The following is an 18,889-nucleotide window of genomic DNA, read 5'->3' as shown; positions in this document are numbered from 1 at the left end:
TTTAAACTGATTTTATTGAGATTTTTGATTGGTTTTATCAATGGTGTGATTTTTTAGCCACCCCAAAATATCCCCATATACCCTATCTTTATCCGTCTCATGCAGTGGTTCGTGTCGCATATTGGGATATAGGTGCGTGCGGACGTTTTGCCCTGCACGGATAAGCTCGTTTTGGAGTTCATCAATGTCCTGCCCCATGCGTCCGACTGGGTCGTCTTTGCCATTCACGAGCAAAATGCGAAAATCTTTGGGCGTGTGGGCGTACCATGTGGGCGATGTGGCTTTTTTGATAAGGGCTTGCAAGGCGACAAAGCCATTATTGCTAAATGCAAAACCGCATAAGGGGTCATTTTCAAAGGCTTTGATACTGTCGGTGTTTTCGGCCAGCCACGCAAAGGGCGATGCCGATATGGGCGAGCGAATTTGGGAGAGTAGGTAATGATTTAGGAGCGTGGCAAAGCGGGTGTTGGGGCGTTTTGGGTTGATATAATTCATCGCCCCAAGGGCGGTTAGGGCAAAGCGGTTGATGACCCCAAAGCTGTTGCCCGTCCCCATGATAATTGCCCCGTCAAAGCTCGTGGCGTGGTGGGTCAGCACCGTCCGCACGATAAATGACCCCATAGAATGCCCCATGATGTAGTGGGGGGTGGGGCGGTCGGTCAGCGTGCGTGCCTTGTCTTTTAGTTTATCCGCCATGATAACCACGTCTTTGCACAGGGCTTGGATGGGGTGTTTTTCGTCAATAAAACCAAGCTCGTATTTGTCCTTAACTGTCTGCCCATGCCCAAGCTGGTCGTAAGTCGCCACCAGCACGCCATTATCCGCCAAAAAGCTGGCAAAATCGGCATAGCGACCACTATGCTCGCTCATACCGTGAACAATGAGCAGGCTGGCAATGGGCGTGCTTTTGGGGATAAAAAAGTGGTGGTGTAGGCGATGAATGCCGTTTGATGAGAGAATGGGTTTAGAAGTCATAATGCTATACAGTTGTTATTTTTTTGCTATTATATAAAATTTTTTGTGCTTTACCAAATCAAAATTGGTTGATAAGCTTACGAATTTGCCAAAGTTAGGCAGTTATGCCCCTGTTGGAGCTAGTACCGATGATTATGCAAACAAAATCGCTGATGAGCTACTAGACCCCACCAAATCCGAGTTTTATAAGCCTTTTTTGGAAGTGGTGGGGTTTAATAGTAGAATTTAGGATAGGTTTTCTCTAGCTGTTGTTATTTTAACTCTAGCATATTAGAGTCAATGGCATAATATTAAGACTTTACTATTTCACTCTTTATGTAAAACTACTTTAATATTTCCACTATAATATATATCAAAGTAACTATTATCATAAACATCAAACTTACTTTTGGTTTTACAACTATGGGTCATCAAATAGTTTTATATTGAATAAATCCATAATTTTTTCACTATTCTTTATTTTTCCTTTCCATGCTAAAGCTGAAATAACAAATAAACTAAAAAATAAAATACCAGATAATACGAGAATAATAAAATAAAAATTAAGCATACATCACTTCCTCTCTTTTTAGTAAATACTTTTTAGTAAATAAAAGTAATAAAAATTATTTAAGGATAGCCATTCTAGTAGATTTCTACCAAAATAATTATGAGCGTAGCCTATCTGCATTTGTTCTCTTTTAATCAAAAATAAATTTTTATGATTAATTATTTTGATTTTTTTTATAAAAAATTAAATATCCTATAACAGGTAGACTTAATAAAATATAAGTTACGAGTTTAATATTTCTAGCAATATCTATACTATACCCCATTTTTTGAACTAGAAAAAACATTAGTATAAATATGGGATGTATAATAATTAAGGAGTATAAAGATATATAAACTAATAATCTTAAGTCTTTCATCTTAACCTCTTCCACTTATACATCCTACGGTTCCGACTGTAGCGGCAACAAATCCTGTAATGGTTGAAAGTCCTACACTTCCAGCTAATTTTGCAGTAGGAAAGAACACCAGACCTATTCCAATAGTTATTAAAGCTATTGCATAATTACATAAAATGAACTTACCGATGATAAGATTAAACAAAGTTCTATCATTAAAATGACTGACAAACAACGATTGATGTTTGCCAAAAAACTGGCGAATTTGCCAGAATTGGGGAGTTATGCCCCTATCGGAGCTAGTACTGATGATTTTGCAAACAAAATCGCTGATGAACTGCTAGACCCCACCAAATCAGACTTTTATAAACCTTTTTTGGATAGGATGGGGTTGAAATATTAAGTTTTTGATTTTAAGTGGGTTAAAATACCTTTACTTTCTAAAAAAAGGACTGATAGAGAATACAGCTATAATACCTGAAACTTTGAAAAAATCATTTAGGTGTTTTTCTTTACCAAAAAATTCACTTAACCCATAAAATATCAATAAACTGCTAAAAGTTAACCAAACAATATAAATTAGAATTTTTGAATAAAGTGGAAGGTTATCATAATCGGTCTTAATCTTCATTGGTTACACAAGCTCCTAACCCTAGAAATAGACCACTGCCTGAAACCATACCAAACAATATATTAAAAAAAAATCTAGCTCTATAGAATAAAGCACTTAAACCTACAGCACCTGCAACAGTATAAATACCACAAGCTGTTTTACTTCCATTAAACATATTTATTCCCTTCGCTATCATTGCTATAGCTATTAAAAGCGTGCCTAAATATATTTCAAGTAACAGTCCATTATTGGCTAATAAAAGCGGAAGTAGAGTTCCTCCACTTTCTGCAAGTAAAAATACAAAATTAACTATCATAAGGGCTAATATAGCGATACCTCCAGCAATTAAAATCGCCCCATTCGCTCCCCCATCAATAAGATAAGCCCCTGAGCCAGTCTGTGGGTCAATGATAATATACCCAGAGCCTTTCCAACCCTTATAGTTAATCGTCTTCTCATGCACCGTAACCGTACGCCCCACCGCCACATTATCACGGATATCCGTCATCACATTGGCAGATAGGCTAAGTTTTGGGATAATCTGACTATAGTTTTCTTGAGTAATGGTATAAACCGTTTGCCCCTGCTCTTGGGCGATTTGAATGGCTTTTACCGCAGACACGCCTTCAACTTCTTTTTCTTTGGTGTTTGGGTCATCAAACAACTGTTCAGGCACAAGATGCTCATTGGCAGATTGTCTAGCCCCCTGACTTTGGATAAAGCCTTTTAACTCGTTGGTATCATTGTTTTTGCTAACCGCCTGATACATCAACTGGTCAATATCCATTTGCATACCCTTAAAATTCCCCTTTTGCCACTCAAAAACACCCAACTTTTTCGCCACGCTCGGCATTGGCAAGTTTTTCTTTTGCCAATGCTTTGGCACTGCGTACAGGCGGTGGGCAAGGCTCGCCATAATATTGACGGTCGGCAAAGTAGCTTGAACGCACCATAGGATTTGCCCAGATGTTAAAAAAGCCCAATTTTTTGCCGTATTCGGTATAGCGGGCAAACTCATCAGGGTGGACGTATCTGTCCACAGGGGCGTGGTTTTTACTTGGGGCTAGATATTGCCCGATTGTGATGATGTCCACGTCATGGGCTTTTAGGTCGTCAAGCAGGGCATAGACTTCTCCTTCGGTCTCGCCAAGCCCCACCATAAATCCGCATTTGGTGGCGACATCGGGACGGCGTGCCTTGTATTCCTTTAGTAGGTTTAATGAGTGCTGATAGTCCGAGCCGGGGCGAAATGCCTTGTATAGGCGTGGCACAGTTTCGATGTTGTGGTTAAAGACATCGGGGGCGGTTTCGGCAAGTAGGTCAATGGCGATTTTTTCACGTCCACGAAAATCAGGCACCAAAATTTCAATCAAGCAGTTGGGGCTTAGGGCTTTGGATTCTTGGATAACTTCCACAAAATGCCCTGCACCGCCGTCTTTTAGGTCGTCTCTGTCCACGCTTGTGATGACGGCATATTTTAGCCCAAGCCCCAAAATTGTCTCGGCGGTGTGGCGTGGCTCGTCCACATCTAGGGGGTTGGGTCTACCGTGTGCCACTTCACAAAACGGGCAACGACGTGTACAGATGTCGCCCATAATCATAAAGGTCGCCGTGCCGTCGCCAAAGCATTGCGGTAGGTTGGGGCAAGCGGCTTCTTCGCAGACGGTGTAGAGCTTTTGTTTGCGTAGCGTGCCTTTGATACGCTCCACTTCGGCAGGGCTGGATAATTTGACACGAATCCAGTCGGGCTTTTTGGGGGTTTCTACGGTGGGAATGACCTTAATGGGAATGCGAGCGACTTTATCATAGCCACGCAGTTTTTCGCCCTGAATGGCTTTTTTGGGGGCGGGCTTGGGGATTGGGGTATAAGTTTGGACGGTCATGGCTTGCCTATTTTTATAAAAATATGAAAATAAATTGGGGTATTTTACCTTATTTCAAGACAAAAAGCGATGACAAAAATCAAGGCGTATGGGTGCGATTGTCGCCATAAACCCTTGTCGTTGATAGGGTTTTGCCATTTTTAAAGATGGTTTGGGCGTGGCATGAGCGTCGATTGGCAACGACGGATTGATTTGTTAAAATGGGTGCCAAAATTTGGGTGGGTTAAAGCTGTTTTTAAAAATAATCATTTGTCAAATTATGGTTATTTTAAAATGCTTGCAAATTGTAAATCATATTATAAAATTTTAACACATCCTAATTATTTAAAAGTAAAATAAAAAGGTAAGTTCATGGATTTATTTAATGATATTTTTGACAATCAATCGCCAAATCAATTACCCATAGACCAATTAATAAAAAACGGTCAATTTATGAATACTGACTTTACCGCTTATCTGCACGATGACGGCAAAGGCGTGGTTATTGTGGTGCCATTTGGTAGATTGTATTATTCGCCATGTTATTTTGATAAAAAATTCTGTGATGATTATTTGGCTTATTTATTGGCAGATGGCAATATCAACTGGCAACAAGACACCATTTATATGTATGGTAAAACGCACCCAATTCCCCGCCTGTCGGCATGGTATGGCGATAAGGATTGCCCTTATGCGTATTCGGGTATTGGCCTTATGCCAAATACTTGGACGGATGAGCTACTTGCCGTCAATCAGGCGTTATTTGATGTTTGTAAAAGGCGATTTAATAGCGTACTGTTAAATCATTCTCGCACGGGCGATGATTATATTAGCTGGCATGCCGATGATGAATCAGAGCTTGGGGCAAATCCTTTGATAGCGTCAGTAAGTTTTGGGCAGACCAGACGATTTTTATTAAGGCTTAAAGACAATCATGCGGTAAAATTAGAATTGCCTTTATATCATGGCAGTCTGCTTGCCATGGCAGGGCAGATTCAGCACCATTGGCAACACAGTATACCCAAGCAAAAGCGAGTGCAGGGCAGTCGGGTGAATCTGACGTTTAGAAACATCAAAATACGCCAATAACCCAATGCTCCACGTGTCGCCTAAGCCAAAATCACACCCAATGCCAAACCCTGACAAATGGGTGGTATTTTTTAAAAAAATGTTGGCTATGGCAAATATTTTTTTGAAAATATGTCATTTTTCGGTTATCATACAAAGAGTAAATTTGGGCAAGATTGCCTTTAAAATCAACGTCTAGGCACTTGATAATTATTGTAATAATGAAAATCATTGTCAAGCACTTATGACCTACTATCATGGAGAATTGCTATGTCGCAAATGCTAACCGAATACAGAGCCCACGTTGCCGAGCGTGAAGCCTTAGGCGTACCCCCACAGCCATTGACCGATGCCCAAACCGCCGATTTGGTTGAACTTTTAAAAAACCCACCAGCAGGCGAAGAAGACTACTTGGTGGACTTGCTTGAAAACCGTGTACCAGCAGGGGTTGACCAAGCTGCCTATGTCAAAGCTGCCTTTTTAAACGCGATTGTCAAAGGCGAAGCAACCTCCCCACTAGTTAGCAAAGAGCGTGCGGTATATCTACTAGGCACGATGCTTGGTGGTTATAACGTTGCGCCATTGGTTGACCTACTAGACAATGCCGAGCTTGGCGGATTGGCAGCCGAAGCGTTGAAAAAGACGCTGTTGGTCTTTGATGCGTTCCATGACGTAGAAGAAAAAGCCAAAGCAGGTAATGCCAACGCCAAAGCGGTATTGCAGTCTTGGGCGGAAGGCGAGTGGTTCACAAATCGCCCAGAAGTCCCCACCGAGATGACCATTACTGTATTTAAGGTAACAGGCGAGACCAACACAGACGACCTATCGCCTGCCCAAGATGCGTGGAGCCGTCCTGACATTCCACTACACGCCAACGCCATGCTAAAAAATGAGCGTGATGGCATTCGCCCAGAAAAAAATGGGGAAGTTGGTCCTCTAAGCCAAATCAAAGAATTGATTGCTAAGGGCAATCCTGTCGCCTATGTGGGCGACGTTGTGGGTACAGGTTCTAGCCGTAAATCAGCGACCAACTCTGTGCTATGGTTCTTTGGCGATGACATTCCGCACATCCCTAACAAGCGTGACGGCGGTGTGTGTCTAGGCGGTAAGATCGCACCGATTTTCTTTAACACCATGGAAGACGCTGGAGCGTTGCCTGTTGAGATTGACGTTGCCGACATGAATATGGGCGATGAAGTTACCCTAAAAATCGACCATGCCACCGCAACTGTTACTGCATTCAAAGACGGCAATCAAATTGCCGAATCCAAACTAAAAACCCCTGTGCTACTAGACGAAGTGCGTGCTGGCGGCCGTATCAACCTTATCATAGGTCGTAACTTGACAAGTAAGGCTCGTGAGTCGTTAGGTCTTGAACCATCCACCTTGTTCCGCACCCCAGAGCAACCTGCCGACACAGGCAAAGGCTTCACGCTAGCTCAAAAAATGGTCGGTCGTGCATGTGGTCTGCCAGAAGGTCAAGGCATTCGCCCCGGCACCTACTGCGAACCTAAGATGACAACCGTGGGCAGTCAGGACACCACGGGTCCGATGACTCGTGACGAGCTAAAAGACTTGGCTTGCCTAGGCTTCTCATCTGACTTAGTGATGCAGTCGTTCTGTCACACCGCAGCTTATCCTAAGCCGATTGACGTGGTAACTCATCATACGCTACCTGATTTCATCATGAACCGTGGTGGTGTGTCTCTACGCCCAGGCGACGGTGTGATTCACTCATGGCTAAACCGAATGCTACTGCCTGATACTGTAGGTACTGGCGGTGACTCACACACTCGCTTCCCGATTGGTATTTCATTCCCAGCGGGTTCTGGTCTGGTGGCGTTCGCTGCTGCGACGGGTGTGATGCCACTGGATATGCCTGAGTCGGTGCTTGTGAAGTTCAAAGGCAAAATGCAACCTGGTATCACACTTCGTGACCTAGTACACGCCATTCCTTACTATGCCATTCAAGCAGGCGACTTGACTGTTGAGAAAAAGGGTAAGAAAAACATCTTCTCTGGCCGTATCTTAGAGATTGACTTGACCGAAATGGAAAACGACCTAACTGTTGAGCAAGCGTTTGAATTGTCTGATGCGTCTGCTGAACGCTCGGCAGCAGGTTGTGCGATTACCGTTTCAGAAGAAAAAGTTGCCGAATACCTACGCTCTAACATCGTCATGCTAAAATGGATGATTGCCGAGGGCTATGGCGACGCTCGTACCCTAGCTCGCCGTGCCGAGAACATGCAAAAATGGCTAGACAACCCAAGCCTGCTAACAGCCGATGCCGATGCCGAATACACCAAAGTGTATGAGATTGACCTTGCCGACATCAAAGAGCCAATCCTATGCTGTCCAAACGACCCTGATGATGCCAAATTGCTATCAGAAGTGGCGGGCGACAAGATTGACGAAGTGTTTATCGGTTCGTGCATGACCAACATCGGGCATTTCCGTGCTGCAGGTAAACTCCTTGCCGAAGTGCCAGCAGGTAGCCTAACCACTCGTTTGTGGATTGCACCGCCTACCAAGATGGATGAGCGTCAGCTGATGGACGAGGGTTATTACAACACCTACGCCCAAGCAGGGGCAAGAACTGAGATGCCTGGTTGTTCGCTGTGCATGGGTAACCAAGCTCGTATTGCACCAAACAGCACCGCTGTCTCGACCAGTACTCGTAACTTCCCGAACCGTCTAGGTCAAGGTGCAAACGTATACCTAGCCTCTGCTGAGCTTGCCTCTGTGGCATCTGTACTTGGTAAACTGCCAACCGTTGAAGAGTACATGGCGTATGCAGGTAAACTTGAGTCTATGGAGTCCGAAGTGTACAACTACCTAAACTTCGACCAAATGAGCGAGTACACCGAAAAATCAGACAAAATCAGCGTGGCACAACTTGCCTAATCTGATTTGATTAAAAAGACACCGTCAAGCGATTGGCGGTGTTTTATTTTTGGTCATTTTTTATCAAAAAACACACTTCTAATCTGCAAAAATGCCACGACCACCAAGACAAGCCCCACCACGACCGCCACGCCTTTACTAATGGGGGCGATAAACTCCGCCATTTGTTCATAGTTCGCCCCAAGTACATAGCCGGCATATGCCAACAGGATCGTCCAAATGGCAGAGCCTAATGTCGTCAGCACCAAAAACGGCAACATCGGCATGCGGTTCATGCCCGCAGGGATAGAGATGAGCGAGCGAATGGCAGGTATCATTCGCCCAAAAAATACCACCGCCTTTCCGTGTTTGTTAAACCAATGGGTCGCATTGGTGATGTCGGACGGCTTAATCAGCAGGTATTTGCCGTATTTTTCGGTCAGAGCGTACAGGCGTTTCTCATCAAACACCATCCCCAGATAGTACAGTGGCAATGCCCCAAGCACCGACCCTGCTGTCCCTGCGATGATGACGGCAATGATATTCATATTACCCATGGCTGACCAAAATCCCGCCATAGGCATGATAAGCTCGCTCGGTATGGGCGGAAAGACATTTTCCAAAAACATCATCAGCGTAACCCCTGCCAGTCCAAGCCTATCCATAATCGCCAAAATTCACGCACTCATGCTGTCCATGAATACCCTCAATCTTTAAAAAAGGTCTTATCATAACAGAAAAAATACTTTGTCGGCAAAGGTAAATTTGATATAATGGACAACCAACCCTTTATTTATGATGAGAGCCTTATGACCACATTTACCGAACAAAAAAATGCCGTAACCCACATTGACGGTGCCTTACATGATAATGCCAATCTGAGTATTGGGATTGCCGTGGGGCGGTTTAATGGTTTTTTGGTTGAAAGTTTGGTAGAAGGGGCGTTAGATGCTCTGCTACGTCATGGCGTGCTTGGCGAGAACATTACGGTAGTGCGTGTGCCGGGGGCGTTTGAGCTACCCTTGACCGCCAAACGCATGGCGGTAACGGGCAACTATGACGCCATTGTCGTGCTTGGGGCGATTATCCGTGGGGCGACACCGCATTTTGACATCGTGGCAAGCGAGTCCGCCAAAGGCTTATCGCACGTGGCGCTACATCACGACATCCCTGTGATTAATGGCATTTTGACCACCGAAAACATCGAGCAAACCATCGAGCGAGCTGGCACCAAAGCAGGTAACAAAGGCTATGAAGCAGGCATGACCGCCATTGAAATGGTGAGCGTGTTAAAAGCTCTGTAATCTCTAATAAATTTGGCATTGTTTTTTTATTAAACTTATTTTAATTTTAAATTAAAAATGTAGGGGCGAATTGCAATTTGCCCCAAGATGACTTATTAAAAATAAACAATGTCCATTTCCCATTTTCCCATTAAAAGATGATTTTAATGTAGCACTATTTTTAATTTAAGGTAATTTATGACAACGACCACGCCCCCCAATGCCCAAAACGACCAATTTGACATTAATACCACAGGTTACAAAACCAGCTATACCGCCATTCGCAAGGCTCGCCGTTTTGCCGTGCAAGGTCTTTATGAATGGCTGATGACGGATTATCGTTTTGCCAATGAAAGTCGTGATTTGCTTGGCGGTAATGAGCCACACACCATTGTCGCTCACACACGAGCTGATAACGCCATGCACACCGTGCATTTGGGCTATTATCACGAACTCATGCGTGAGATTCCGATGAAGGCAGGCGAGCTGATTGTGGAGATTTCTCGTTATCTTGACCGCAGTTTTGAAAAGTTAGACACCATTGAAAAGGCGATTTTGCTGATTGGGGCGTACGAGCTAAAACACAGCTTGCATATCCCTTATAAAGTGGTACTTGATGAAGCCATGCAATTAAACACCCATTTTGGGGCAACCGATGCACATAAATTCATCAATGCCATTTTGGATAGATATGCCAAAGATATGCGAGAATTGGAATATCAAGCCAATAAAGCTGAGAAAAAAAGCCAAAAAAGAAAGTGAGTAATTAAAAGGGCGGATAATTCTGCCCTTTTTTAAAATCATCAAATAAATAACCATGTCCGAATTTTCCCTAATCTACACCCATTTTAAACACGCCACAACACGCCATGCCAATACCGTTTTGGGCATTGGCGATGATTGTGCGATAAGCCACATTCCGCCAAATAACCAGCTTGTCAGCTGTGTGGATACGCTCGTGGCAGGACGGCATTTTGTGTTTGAGACCGACCCGCACGCCATTGCCTATAAGGCGGTGGCGGTCAATTTGTCCGACCTTGCCAGCATGGGGGCGACACCGTATGCCATTTTGGTGGGGCTATCTTTGCCAAAGGCGATGGCGAATGATGATTTTTGCAAGGCATTTGCACACGGTTTGGCGGATGCTTGCACGCCCTTTGGTGTGGAGCTGATTGGGGGTGATATCGCAGGCTCACCTGTTTTGACGATTTCGGTTACGGCTTTGGGTTTTGTTCCGTCAAATCAAGCAATCACAAGACAAGGGGCGTGCGTGGGTGATGTGGTGTGCGTGAGTGGCACAGTGGGGCTGGCAAGCCTTGGGTTGCATCGGATTTTGGACGATTTGAACGGAGACGGGCATGCCAACCGACCGCCAAACAGTCTGCCCCACGACTTACGCCAAGCCATGCAATACCCTGTCCCACAGGTGGCACTTGGTGGGCGACTCATCGGCTTTGCAAACAGCATGATTGACATCTCGGACGGCTTGGGGCAGGATTTGGGGCATATTTTGACGGCAAGTGGCGTCGGGGCGGTAATTGACCTTAATGCCATACCGAGCCATGCCCTGCTTGATGCCTTGCCCCACGCCCAAAAATGGCAACACCAAATCAATGGGGGCGATGATTATCAGTTGTGCTTTACCATGCCTTCTGCTAAACTTGATTTATTCAGACAGCAAAATCCTGATATGCCGATTTATCCGATTGGGCAAATTGTGGCGGATAAAGGATTGGTATTTTTACACAATAAAAAAGAAGTGGGGTTATTGGTAAAAGGGTGGGAGCATTTTTAATTAAATGTTTGCCAATCAAAAGGCGTTAATCATGAATAAATTTATTTTGGCAATCTTATTATCTCTTAACCTGTTTAATATAAACGCTATCGCTCAAAACACCCAAAAGGCGATGACAGATGCTCAAAAAAGTGCTTATGTTGACTTTCAGACCAATGCTGATATTATTCGTTTAAATCATTTGGTTTATTGGGGTAAATTGATTGATGAATATCGTCAAAAAATGGGGCATTATCCTTTTGCTAATCAATCAAAACACCTCATTTATGTGGAGATTGCCACGCCATTACAGCAAAGTTTCTTTAACGGTAATAAACCGCCTGCACCTGCAACAATAAAATCCATGAAAGATTTCGTACAAGAGTTAGAAAAAGGCTTGGGGCGAACCATTGATGAATATTATGACCCACAATATGCCCCAGACGGCAAACCAAATTTTTATATTTATATGATAGACGGGCAAGACTATTATTTGGCGGTACATACTTTTTCGCCGTTTTCTTTTGCTCGTCATATTGATGTTAATTATCATAAGGTGGAAATTTCTAATATCAAAAATCGCACGCTTAATATCACAACTTTACAAGAATTATTAAACAACAATGCCTTTAAAAAAGCAATGAATAAGCCGATTGATAAGATTGGATTTTTTAATCAGCGAGAACAAAAAAATTTGCACAGCACTAAAGAGTAACTTGAATGCAAAACCACAAACCCGACATTCGTAAATCAAACCCTTGTCCGCCTTGTCCGCCTACCGCCACCGCCTTTGAAAAATGCGTATATTGGCTAGGGATTGGCTTAGGTTCTGGTCTGCCCAAAAAAGCTGCTGGTACTTGGGGGACGGTGGGTGGGCTTATTATCGCCTTGCCCATGCTTTTATTGGGATTTTGGGGATTTTTGGCGATTACCATTATTGGTTGTCTGATTGGCAGTTATATTTGTGGCAAGACATCAGATTTGATGAATACTCACGATGACCCACATATTGTGTTTGATGAATGGGTAGGAATGTGGATTGCGTTATTGCCAAGTGTTTGGTTGTTGATAGGTATACCAGATGATAAAAGCGGATTGACATATTGGCACCCAAGTTTAATTTTATTTTTGATTATTCCATTTGTTTTATTTCGCTTTTTTGATATTATCAAACCTTTTCCCATCAAATGGGTGGATAAAAACGTCTCTGGCGGATTTGGGATATTGATTGATGATATATTGGCAGGGATAATGTCGGCGGTGGTGTTTGCTTTAATAATGCTTATACTTTAACGTATTTTGGGGCTTTTATGTTTAATGAATTTATTTGGCGTAATTACAAAGAGAGCGATTCGGGAGGGAATTTTATTGATAATTTTAAAGAATTGCCACAAGATTTTTTTAAGGGAATATCTGGTAGATTATCATTTGGATATAGATGAAGTCTATGCTTATATAGATGAATTTTTATTGTTTTCAAGTTTATCAAATACCAAGATAGATAATCTAGAGCAAGCTAAAAATATTTTTCATGACCTTTGTGATAATGGTATTGATTTTGATATATCTGAAAAAAGAGATGGCTCTATCATTGAGCATGTAGAACCAAATTTTGAATGGTTTTTGCAATGTATTGTACCTATATCTTTATGTCTATATCTAATTAATAGTGATTTTTTCAAGCCCTATCTTTTTATTCATAAATTTAGGGACTTAATATCAATTTGTGATGAGTTTGGGATAGAATTGCCTGAAATCCCCAAAAAATCTGATAAACAATCACGTTTTGCTTATTATTGGGGTTTTTGTGAATCGATATATAATTTCAAATAAAAAACAATCTTGATTCAAACGAAATTTGTGCTTTCTTATATGACTTTGCACCTAAATATCTTTTTTCTCAGAAAAACAAGGAGGTTAGTCTGCCAAATCCAACAAATATCTGGTTGGTGGGGGCAAATAAGACGGGTGGAGATTTTAATTTTTTAGATGGTATAAATGACAGTAGTACACACTTTTGGCAAGGAAATTTGGAGACTAAAAAAGGAGATATTGTCATTATGTATTGCCTAAGCCTAAGAAGCTACATACATTCTATTTGGCGAGCGACTTCCAATGGGATTGCAGACCCATTTTTTCATTATTATAGCCATATTTATATAGGCTATGGCAAAAAGATAAAGCCAATACCACTTAATCAATTAAAGACGGATACTTATTTTTCTAAAAACAGCTTGGTTAGAAAAAATTTCAGGGTGTAAATGGATTTTCTTGGAATGCTGTAGATTATCAAAATCTAATAAATATCATTGAAAGCAATCAAGATGATATAAATGATTTGCCTGTTTTATTTTCTTCTTCTTATAAAGGTAATGAAAACTTAAATAATGAAAAAGATGTTGAAAAATTTTTAATAGAGCCGTTGTTGCGTGATTTGGGTTACAGTGATAATGATTGGGTGCGTCAATTAGTTGTTAAAATGGGTAGAGGCGAGAGGGTCTTTCCTGATTATGCCTTGCTTTCAAATAAAGATAAGGGTTTTGAGCAAGCCAAGATTTTATTTGAAGCGAAATTTATAATTAAAAATCATAAAGATTTTGAATCTGCCTTCAGACAGATTTGGTCATATGGATTAAAGCTATCAGCAATATTACTAATTGTTGCTGATAAAAACTCTTTATGGTTATTTGAGAGGGTTAATCAGGGTTTTGATAGACATTCTTTTAGTCAATTCTATTGGAAAGAATTGCAACAATCAGATAAATTTCTAGCCTTAAATAAGATTTTTAAAAGGCATGACAAATAAAATATTTGGTAGTAGTCTAAAAAGTATGCTGAACTAGTTTTCCGTTCGCCCTGAGCCTGCCTGCGGGTATGAAAACCGTTAGGTTTCCCAAGCTCGCCACGAACTGTTTTCTTTGTAGCATACTTTTTGAACCAGAGCCAAATATTTTAGCAAAAGAGTATTATGCAAGTTTCGTAACCATATATTTTCCCAAATTCCATGTTATAATAATTTTACCTAATTTTAGTAAGGAATTACCATGTTAAATATTATCATTTTAGCAGGTGGCAAAGGCACTCGCATGAAGTCGGTTAAACCAAAGGTATTACAAACCTTAGCAGGCAAACCGCTACTTCGCCATGTATTAGATACTTGCCGTGCATTAAATGCCGATAATACCATTTTGATTTATGGTTATAACGGTCAAATGGTCAAAGATGAGATTGCTGATAGCGATTTGATATGGGCAGAGCAAGCCGAACAGCTCGGCACGGGTCATGCGGTGCAAATGGCATTGCCCCATTTGCCAAAAGATGGCAAAAGTCTGATTTTATATGGCGATGTGCCATTGACAAGATTGGATACTCTGCAAAATCTCATTGAACAAAACACGCATGGCATTAGCATGCTGACGATGAGCGTGGATAATCCGTTTGGGCTTGGGCGAATTGTCCGTCAAGATGATAAAGTCATCGCCATTGTGGAACAAAAAGATGCCACTGATGCCCAAAGACGAATTAAAGAAATCAATAGCGGTATTTATTGTGTGGATAATGCCTTGCTACATAATTATTTACCAAAACTCGATAATAATAACGCCCAAAGCGAATATTATCTGACCGATATTATCAAAATGGCGGTGGCGGATAATGTTGAGATAAAAACGATTAACCCAACGTTTGAATTTGAAATAGACGGTGTGAATGACCGTATTCAACTTGCTAATTTAGAACGCACTTATCAAGCTCATCTGATTCACCAGTTACAATTAAATGGCGTGCAATTTGCCGACCCCAATCGTGTGGATATTCGTGGTACATTAAAATGCGGTAGCGATGTGTTTATTGATATTAACACCGTTTTTATGGGCGATGTGGTATTGGGCGATAATGTGCAAATTGATGCGGGCAATGTCATCTCTAATTGCACAATTGGTAATAATACCCACATTAAGCCAAATTGCGTGCTTGATGATAGCACCATTGGGGCGGATGTTGCCATCGGTCCTTTTGCCCATATTCGCCCAAAAGCGGATATTAAAGATAAAGTCAAAATTGGCAATTTTGTAGAAATCAAAAAATCTACATTAAACCAAGGGGCGAAAGTTAGCCATTTAAGCTATATTGGCGATGCTGATGTGGGGCGTGATGTCAATGTGGGGGCAGGGGTAATTACCTGTAATTATGACGGCGTGAATAAATTTAAAACGCATATTGGTGATAATGCCTTTGTGGGTAGCAATAGCTCGCTTGTCGCTCCTGTCAAGATTGGAGCAAACGCCACGATTGGAGCGGGGTCTGTGATTACCAAAGATACGCCTGATGATAAATTGACGGTTGCTCGTAATAGACAGACGACCATTGACGGTTGGAAGCGTCCTGTTAAAAAAGGCTAAGTTTTAATCAAATATCGCATTCATTTATTTAGGGCGTGCCTACCCTTTATAACACAGTTTAATGTTTACAAATTTCGTAAAAATAAAATAATGTTTTTGTATGAAAAATGGCTATCCGACCACTTAATTTAAAAATTAGGTTAAAATTCTTAAAAATTTACCCAGTTAAGTGATCGGATTGTTTTTCATAATAAAAGCTCGTTTGATAGAATGGCTATCAAACTTCACTTTTTCCTTGAAAAACGGGCGATTTTTTTACCACGTTTCATTGCAAATATTAACTTGCCACACTCTATAAAAACACGACCGAACAGCCGTGTTTTTATAGAGTAAATAAGGGTTATTGTCCTTCGGGAATGTTCTCGCCATCACCCTCAGGAATAACTTCATCACCTGAGCTTTCTGCCATATCTGAGTCACCATTACCTAAAATCTCATTGGCAAGAGCTTCTTCGGCTTCTTCTCGGGCAATCTCCTCCATGGCTTCGGCTTCATTCTCATCGGTGATGTCGATGATCCTTTGCTCGGTTTTTTTGCTCTTGGCAAGATTACCATCATCAACCCATTTGGTGGGTTCGTCTTTGAGTTGATGTTTCATATAATCCACCCAAACAGGCATAGCAAGCGTGCCACCATAGGCTTTTGCACCCAGTGAAGCAGGCTCGTCATAGCCAATCCACACTACAGCCACATGGTTGCGTTGCAAGCCGGCAAACCAAACATCTTTGGCTTGGTTGGTGGTGCCTGTTTTACCACCTAAGTCAGAGCGGAAATTACCCTTACGACCTGTACCGCCTGTCATCACACCTTTTAGCATACTTGCCATGTAGCGAGACGTGCGTACTGATAAGATGCGTGGTGCTTGCTCGGCTATACCAAATTGAATGGCTTGTTTGGGTTTTAGGCGGTCAAAGATGGGCGCGGCATCTAGCGTAGGATTCTCTTTGCGGTAGGCGACTTGTTGGGCGTCAAGTGCTTTATGAGCGTTGTGAATGCGTGCTACCAAGGCTTTGGCGTGGTCTATCTTTTTAGGTGGTTCTTGGTCTTTTTTGGTATTTTTCTCTTTATCCAAGGCATCATCAGTGGTTTGCTCTGATGTTTCTTCGTCTGCTGGTGTATGCCCAAAGCTGTCTAATAATTGGGTATTGACTTTACTAAGCTCTTTATTAAAGCAAACGGCACAAGCTTGTAAGGGATTGGCTTGGAAGATGGTTTGGTTGTCAAAGTTATAGATACGTTCAATAAAATAAGGCTGGATGCGGTGACCGCCATTGGCGAAAGTGGCATAGGCGGTTGCCATCTGTAAAGGAGTGGCATCAGTTGCCCCCAGTGCTAAGGTGAGAGACTGGGGCAGGCGGTCTTTTTCCAAACCAAACTGTGAGAGCATTTCTCGGGTGGGTTCAACACCTGCCTTTTGCATCATGCGAATCGACGGTAGGTTTAGTGAACGTGCCAAAGCACTAGAAATGGAAACTGCACCACCAGCACCACCACCTGCATTCTTGGGTTGCCAATTACCAATCCTGATGGGAGCATTTGAGATGACATCGCCAGGGCTTAGCTTGCTGTTTTCAAAAGTGGCGGCATAGATCAAGGGTTTGATGATAGAACCAGGCTGGCGATAGCCTTGGGTGGCACGGTTAAACTTGCTTTGGTTGAAATGAAAACCACCAGCGACAGCTTCTAATGCCCCATTTTGGGGGTTCATGGCGACAAGTGCCCCTTGGGTGCGTGGGGGCTGGGTTACGTACCAGCTATTACCTTGCTTGGTCACACGAATGATGTTACCCACTTCAATGGCAGGTTTTAGCTCTTTTCTGTCGCCAGCGACAAGGTTGGTGCCAAAGCCCCGTCTTTTACCCCCGACTTTGCTGTCAGCATAGCGCATGTTCATAAAGACACGCACTGTCTCGCCTGATTGGAGTTCGGCACGGATTTGACCATTCTTAACTTCGACCACTTTGGCAGGAAGCATGTCACGAAAACGCTCGCCGTCTCTAAAAGTAAAAGGTTTAAAATATGCCAAATCCCCCGTTAGAGCCTCAACACCACGATAAACACCATTGGTATAAGCGTTATGACTGTAAGTGCCGTTTAGCACGGCTTGCCTTGCTTTTAATTGGTCAGCACTGTCAATGGTCAGCTGTACTCGCCAGCCACTGTCCATGACTTGTGCCCCATAACGCTCGACCAGTGCCGAACGTGCCATTTCAGCGATATAAGGCAAGTTTAGATCAAGCTGTTCTTGGTACATATTAAGCCCGATGTCAGCGGATAACGCTTCATCGTGCTCGGCTTGGGTGATGTAGCCTTTGGCAAGCATCCGTCCAATAATCCAGTTGCGTCGTTCTAAGGCGCGTTTGGGGTTGATGACTGGGTTAAAGTCGGACGGGGCTTTGGGCAGACCTGCCAACATTGCCATCTCTGCGATGGTAAGATTATTTAATGACTTACTATAATAACGTTTGGCGGCGGCACGGATACCATAAGCTCCTTGACCTAAGTAGATCTTATTGACATACAATGTCATGATTTCTTTTTTGGACAGCTCGTTTTCGATTTTACGGGCAATGAACAGCTCGTTTAGCTTGCGCTCAAAAGTTTGCTCGGGGCTTAAAAAGTAGTTTTTGGCAACTTGTTGGGTAATGCTTGAACCGCCCGTTTGTCCATCTGTGGTTGAAATCATCTCAGTGATGGCACGCCCAAGCCCTTTGACGCTAATGCCAGTATGTTCAAAAAAGGTATCATCCTCTGCCGCCAAAAACGCTTGAATCATGGTCTCAGGGATGTCTTCATAAGCCACAGGCAGTGAATATCTGTTGCCATACTGCCCGATGAGCTTATGGTCTGCGGTATAGATTTGCAAAGGCATCTCTAAGGGCATTTTTTTTAATTCTTTGATGTTTGGCAAACTGGGTTCAAGATACATTGCCATGCCATAAAACCCAATTGGAAAAGTTAGCACTAAGATTAAAATTAGAGCAAAAATTGCCAAAATTAGGTTTTTTAGATAAGAAATCAGACGAACGGCAGAATTTTTTTGAGACATAGCGTTTCTAGGTGGTTAAAATTGTTGTCAAAATGTTGTATCATATTCTCTGTGTAAAGAATGCGTTACAAAGCATGTTAATTTTGAAAAATTCA

18 protein-coding genes are annotated in these 18,889 nt (G+C 42.4%); 13 read left to right on the top strand and 5 right to left on the bottom strand.

The window, feature by feature from the left end; all coding sequences use genetic code 11:
- Positions 1 to 12: 12 nt before the first annotated feature.
- Entirely contained in the window at positions 13 to 975 is a 963-nt protein-coding gene (locus tag LP107_RS11010; RefSeq protein WP_112741877.1) for an alpha/beta fold hydrolase, read from the bottom strand.
- Positions 976 to 1,060: 85 nt separating this feature from the next.
- Between LP107_RS11010 and LP107_RS11005 the strand changes: the two genes are divergently transcribed.
- Positions 1,061 to 1,204: a hypothetical protein gene (locus tag LP107_RS11005; RefSeq protein WP_158079633.1), complete on the top strand. Its 144-nt coding sequence runs from the start codon at positions 1,061 to 1,063 to the stop codon at positions 1,202 to 1,204.
- 878 nt (positions 1,205 to 2,082) lie between these two features.
- On the top strand, positions 2,083 to 2,265 hold the full coding sequence (locus LP107_RS11000; protein ID WP_162860348.1) for a hypothetical protein: 183 nt from the start codon (positions 2,083 to 2,085) through the stop codon (positions 2,263 to 2,265).
- A 217-nt stretch (positions 2,266 to 2,482) separates the two neighbouring features.
- Here LP107_RS11000 and LP107_RS10995 read toward each other — a convergent pair whose 3' ends face one another.
- Both LP107_RS10995 and lipA read right to left on the bottom strand, forming a co-directional pair.
- Positions 2,483 to 3,334, bottom strand: coding sequence for a hypothetical protein (locus LP107_RS10995; protein ID WP_264676124.1), 852 nt, complete (start codon positions 3,332 to 3,334; stop codon positions 2,483 to 2,485).
- On the bottom strand, positions 3,294 to 4,358 hold the full coding sequence (lipA, locus tag LP107_RS10990; protein ID WP_112741881.1) for a lipoyl synthase: 1,065 nt from the start codon (positions 4,356 to 4,358) through the stop codon (positions 3,294 to 3,296). The genes LP107_RS10995 and lipA overlap by 41 nt, the downstream gene beginning before the upstream one ends.
- A gap of 162 nt (positions 4,359 to 4,520) precedes the next feature.
- On the opposite strand from lipA, the gene LP107_RS10985 reads away from it, so the two are divergent.
- The 3 genes from LP107_RS10985 to LP107_RS10975 all read left to right on the top strand — a co-directional run bounded on the left by LP107_RS10985 (position 4,521) and on the right by LP107_RS10975 (position 8,309).
- Complete coding sequence (locus LP107_RS10985) at positions 4,521 to 4,697, top strand: hypothetical protein (protein ID WP_162860350.1); 177 nt, start codon at positions 4,521 to 4,523, stop codon at positions 4,695 to 4,697.
- Between the two features lie 12 nt (positions 4,698 to 4,709).
- A complete protein-coding gene (locus LP107_RS10980; RefSeq protein ID WP_112741882.1) occupies positions 4,710 to 5,426 on the top strand; it encodes an alpha-ketoglutarate-dependent dioxygenase AlkB family protein in 717 nt (238 codons plus the stop codon).
- 258 nt (positions 5,427 to 5,684) lie between these two features.
- Positions 5,685 to 8,309, top strand: coding sequence for a bifunctional aconitate hydratase 2/2-methylisocitrate dehydratase (locus tag LP107_RS10975; RefSeq protein ID WP_078273230.1), 2,625 nt, complete (start codon positions 5,685 to 5,687; stop codon positions 8,307 to 8,309).
- A 53-nt stretch (positions 8,310 to 8,362) separates the two neighbouring features.
- On the opposite strand, the gene LP107_RS10970 is transcribed toward LP107_RS10975, so the two are convergent.
- Positions 8,363 to 8,953 (bottom strand): DedA family protein, encoded by a 591-nt coding sequence (locus LP107_RS10970; protein ID WP_078273219.1) that lies wholly within the window; start codon positions 8,951 to 8,953, stop codon positions 8,363 to 8,365.
- 144 nt (positions 8,954 to 9,097) lie between these two features.
- Here LP107_RS10970 and ribH point away from each other — a divergent pair, with 144 nt between their 5' ends.
- The 8 genes from ribH to glmU all read left to right on the top strand — a co-directional run bounded on the left by ribH (position 9,098) and on the right by glmU (position 15,745).
- Positions 9,098 to 9,592, top strand: coding sequence for a 6,7-dimethyl-8-ribityllumazine synthase (gene ribH / locus LP107_RS10965; RefSeq protein WP_078273229.1), 495 nt, complete (start codon positions 9,098 to 9,100; stop codon positions 9,590 to 9,592).
- A gap of 177 nt (positions 9,593 to 9,769) precedes the next feature.
- Entirely contained in the window at positions 9,770 to 10,333 is a 564-nt protein-coding gene (gene nusB / locus LP107_RS10960) for a transcription antitermination factor NusB (protein WP_264676125.1), read from the top strand.
- A 55-nt stretch (positions 10,334 to 10,388) separates the two neighbouring features.
- Entirely contained in the window at positions 10,389 to 11,366 is a 978-nt protein-coding gene (gene thiL / locus LP107_RS10955; RefSeq protein ID WP_078273217.1) for a thiamine-phosphate kinase, read from the top strand.
- 31 nt (positions 11,367 to 11,397) lie between these two features.
- The gene (locus LP107_RS10950; RefSeq protein ID WP_264676126.1) at positions 11,398 to 12,060 is read left to right on the top strand and encodes a hypothetical protein; all 663 of its coding nucleotides are present in this window, start codon (positions 11,398 to 11,400) and stop codon (positions 12,058 to 12,060) included.
- A gap of 5 nt (positions 12,061 to 12,065) precedes the next feature.
- Positions 12,066 to 12,638 carry a phosphatidylglycerophosphatase A family protein gene (locus tag LP107_RS10945; RefSeq protein WP_078273215.1) on the top strand — a complete coding sequence of 191 codons (573 nt, stop codon included), beginning with the start codon at positions 12,066 to 12,068 and terminating at the stop codon, positions 12,636 to 12,638.
- A 24-nt stretch (positions 12,639 to 12,662) separates the two neighbouring features.
- Positions 12,663 to 13,178: a hypothetical protein gene (locus LP107_RS10940; protein WP_112741883.1), complete on the top strand. Its 516-nt coding sequence runs from the start codon at positions 12,663 to 12,665 to the stop codon at positions 13,176 to 13,178.
- A gap of 505 nt (positions 13,179 to 13,683) precedes the next feature.
- Positions 13,684 to 14,151 carry a hypothetical protein gene (locus LP107_RS10935; RefSeq protein WP_112741885.1) on the top strand — a complete coding sequence of 156 codons (468 nt, stop codon included), beginning with the start codon at positions 13,684 to 13,686 and terminating at the stop codon, positions 14,149 to 14,151.
- 238 nt (positions 14,152 to 14,389) lie between these two features.
- Entirely contained in the window at positions 14,390 to 15,745 is a 1,356-nt protein-coding gene (glmU, locus tag LP107_RS10930; protein ID WP_112741886.1) for a bifunctional UDP-N-acetylglucosamine diphosphorylase/glucosamine-1-phosphate N-acetyltransferase GlmU, read from the top strand.
- 340 nt (positions 15,746 to 16,085) lie between these two features.
- Here the strand turns inward: glmU and LP107_RS10925 are convergent, their stop codons facing one another.
- Positions 16,086 to 18,794, bottom strand: a complete 2,709-nt coding sequence (locus tag LP107_RS10925) for a penicillin-binding protein 1A (protein WP_112741887.1) — start codon at positions 18,792 to 18,794, stop codon at positions 16,086 to 16,088.
- Between the last annotated feature and the right edge of the window lie 95 nt (positions 18,795 to 18,889).

It is taken from the genome of Moraxella bovis (assembly GCF_025985205.1).
GTDB lineage: Bacteria > Pseudomonadota > Gammaproteobacteria > Pseudomonadales > Moraxellaceae > Moraxella > Moraxella bovis.
Note: the sequence above shows the minus strand (reverse complement) of the source record. Positions and strands in the feature narration are given on the sequence as shown.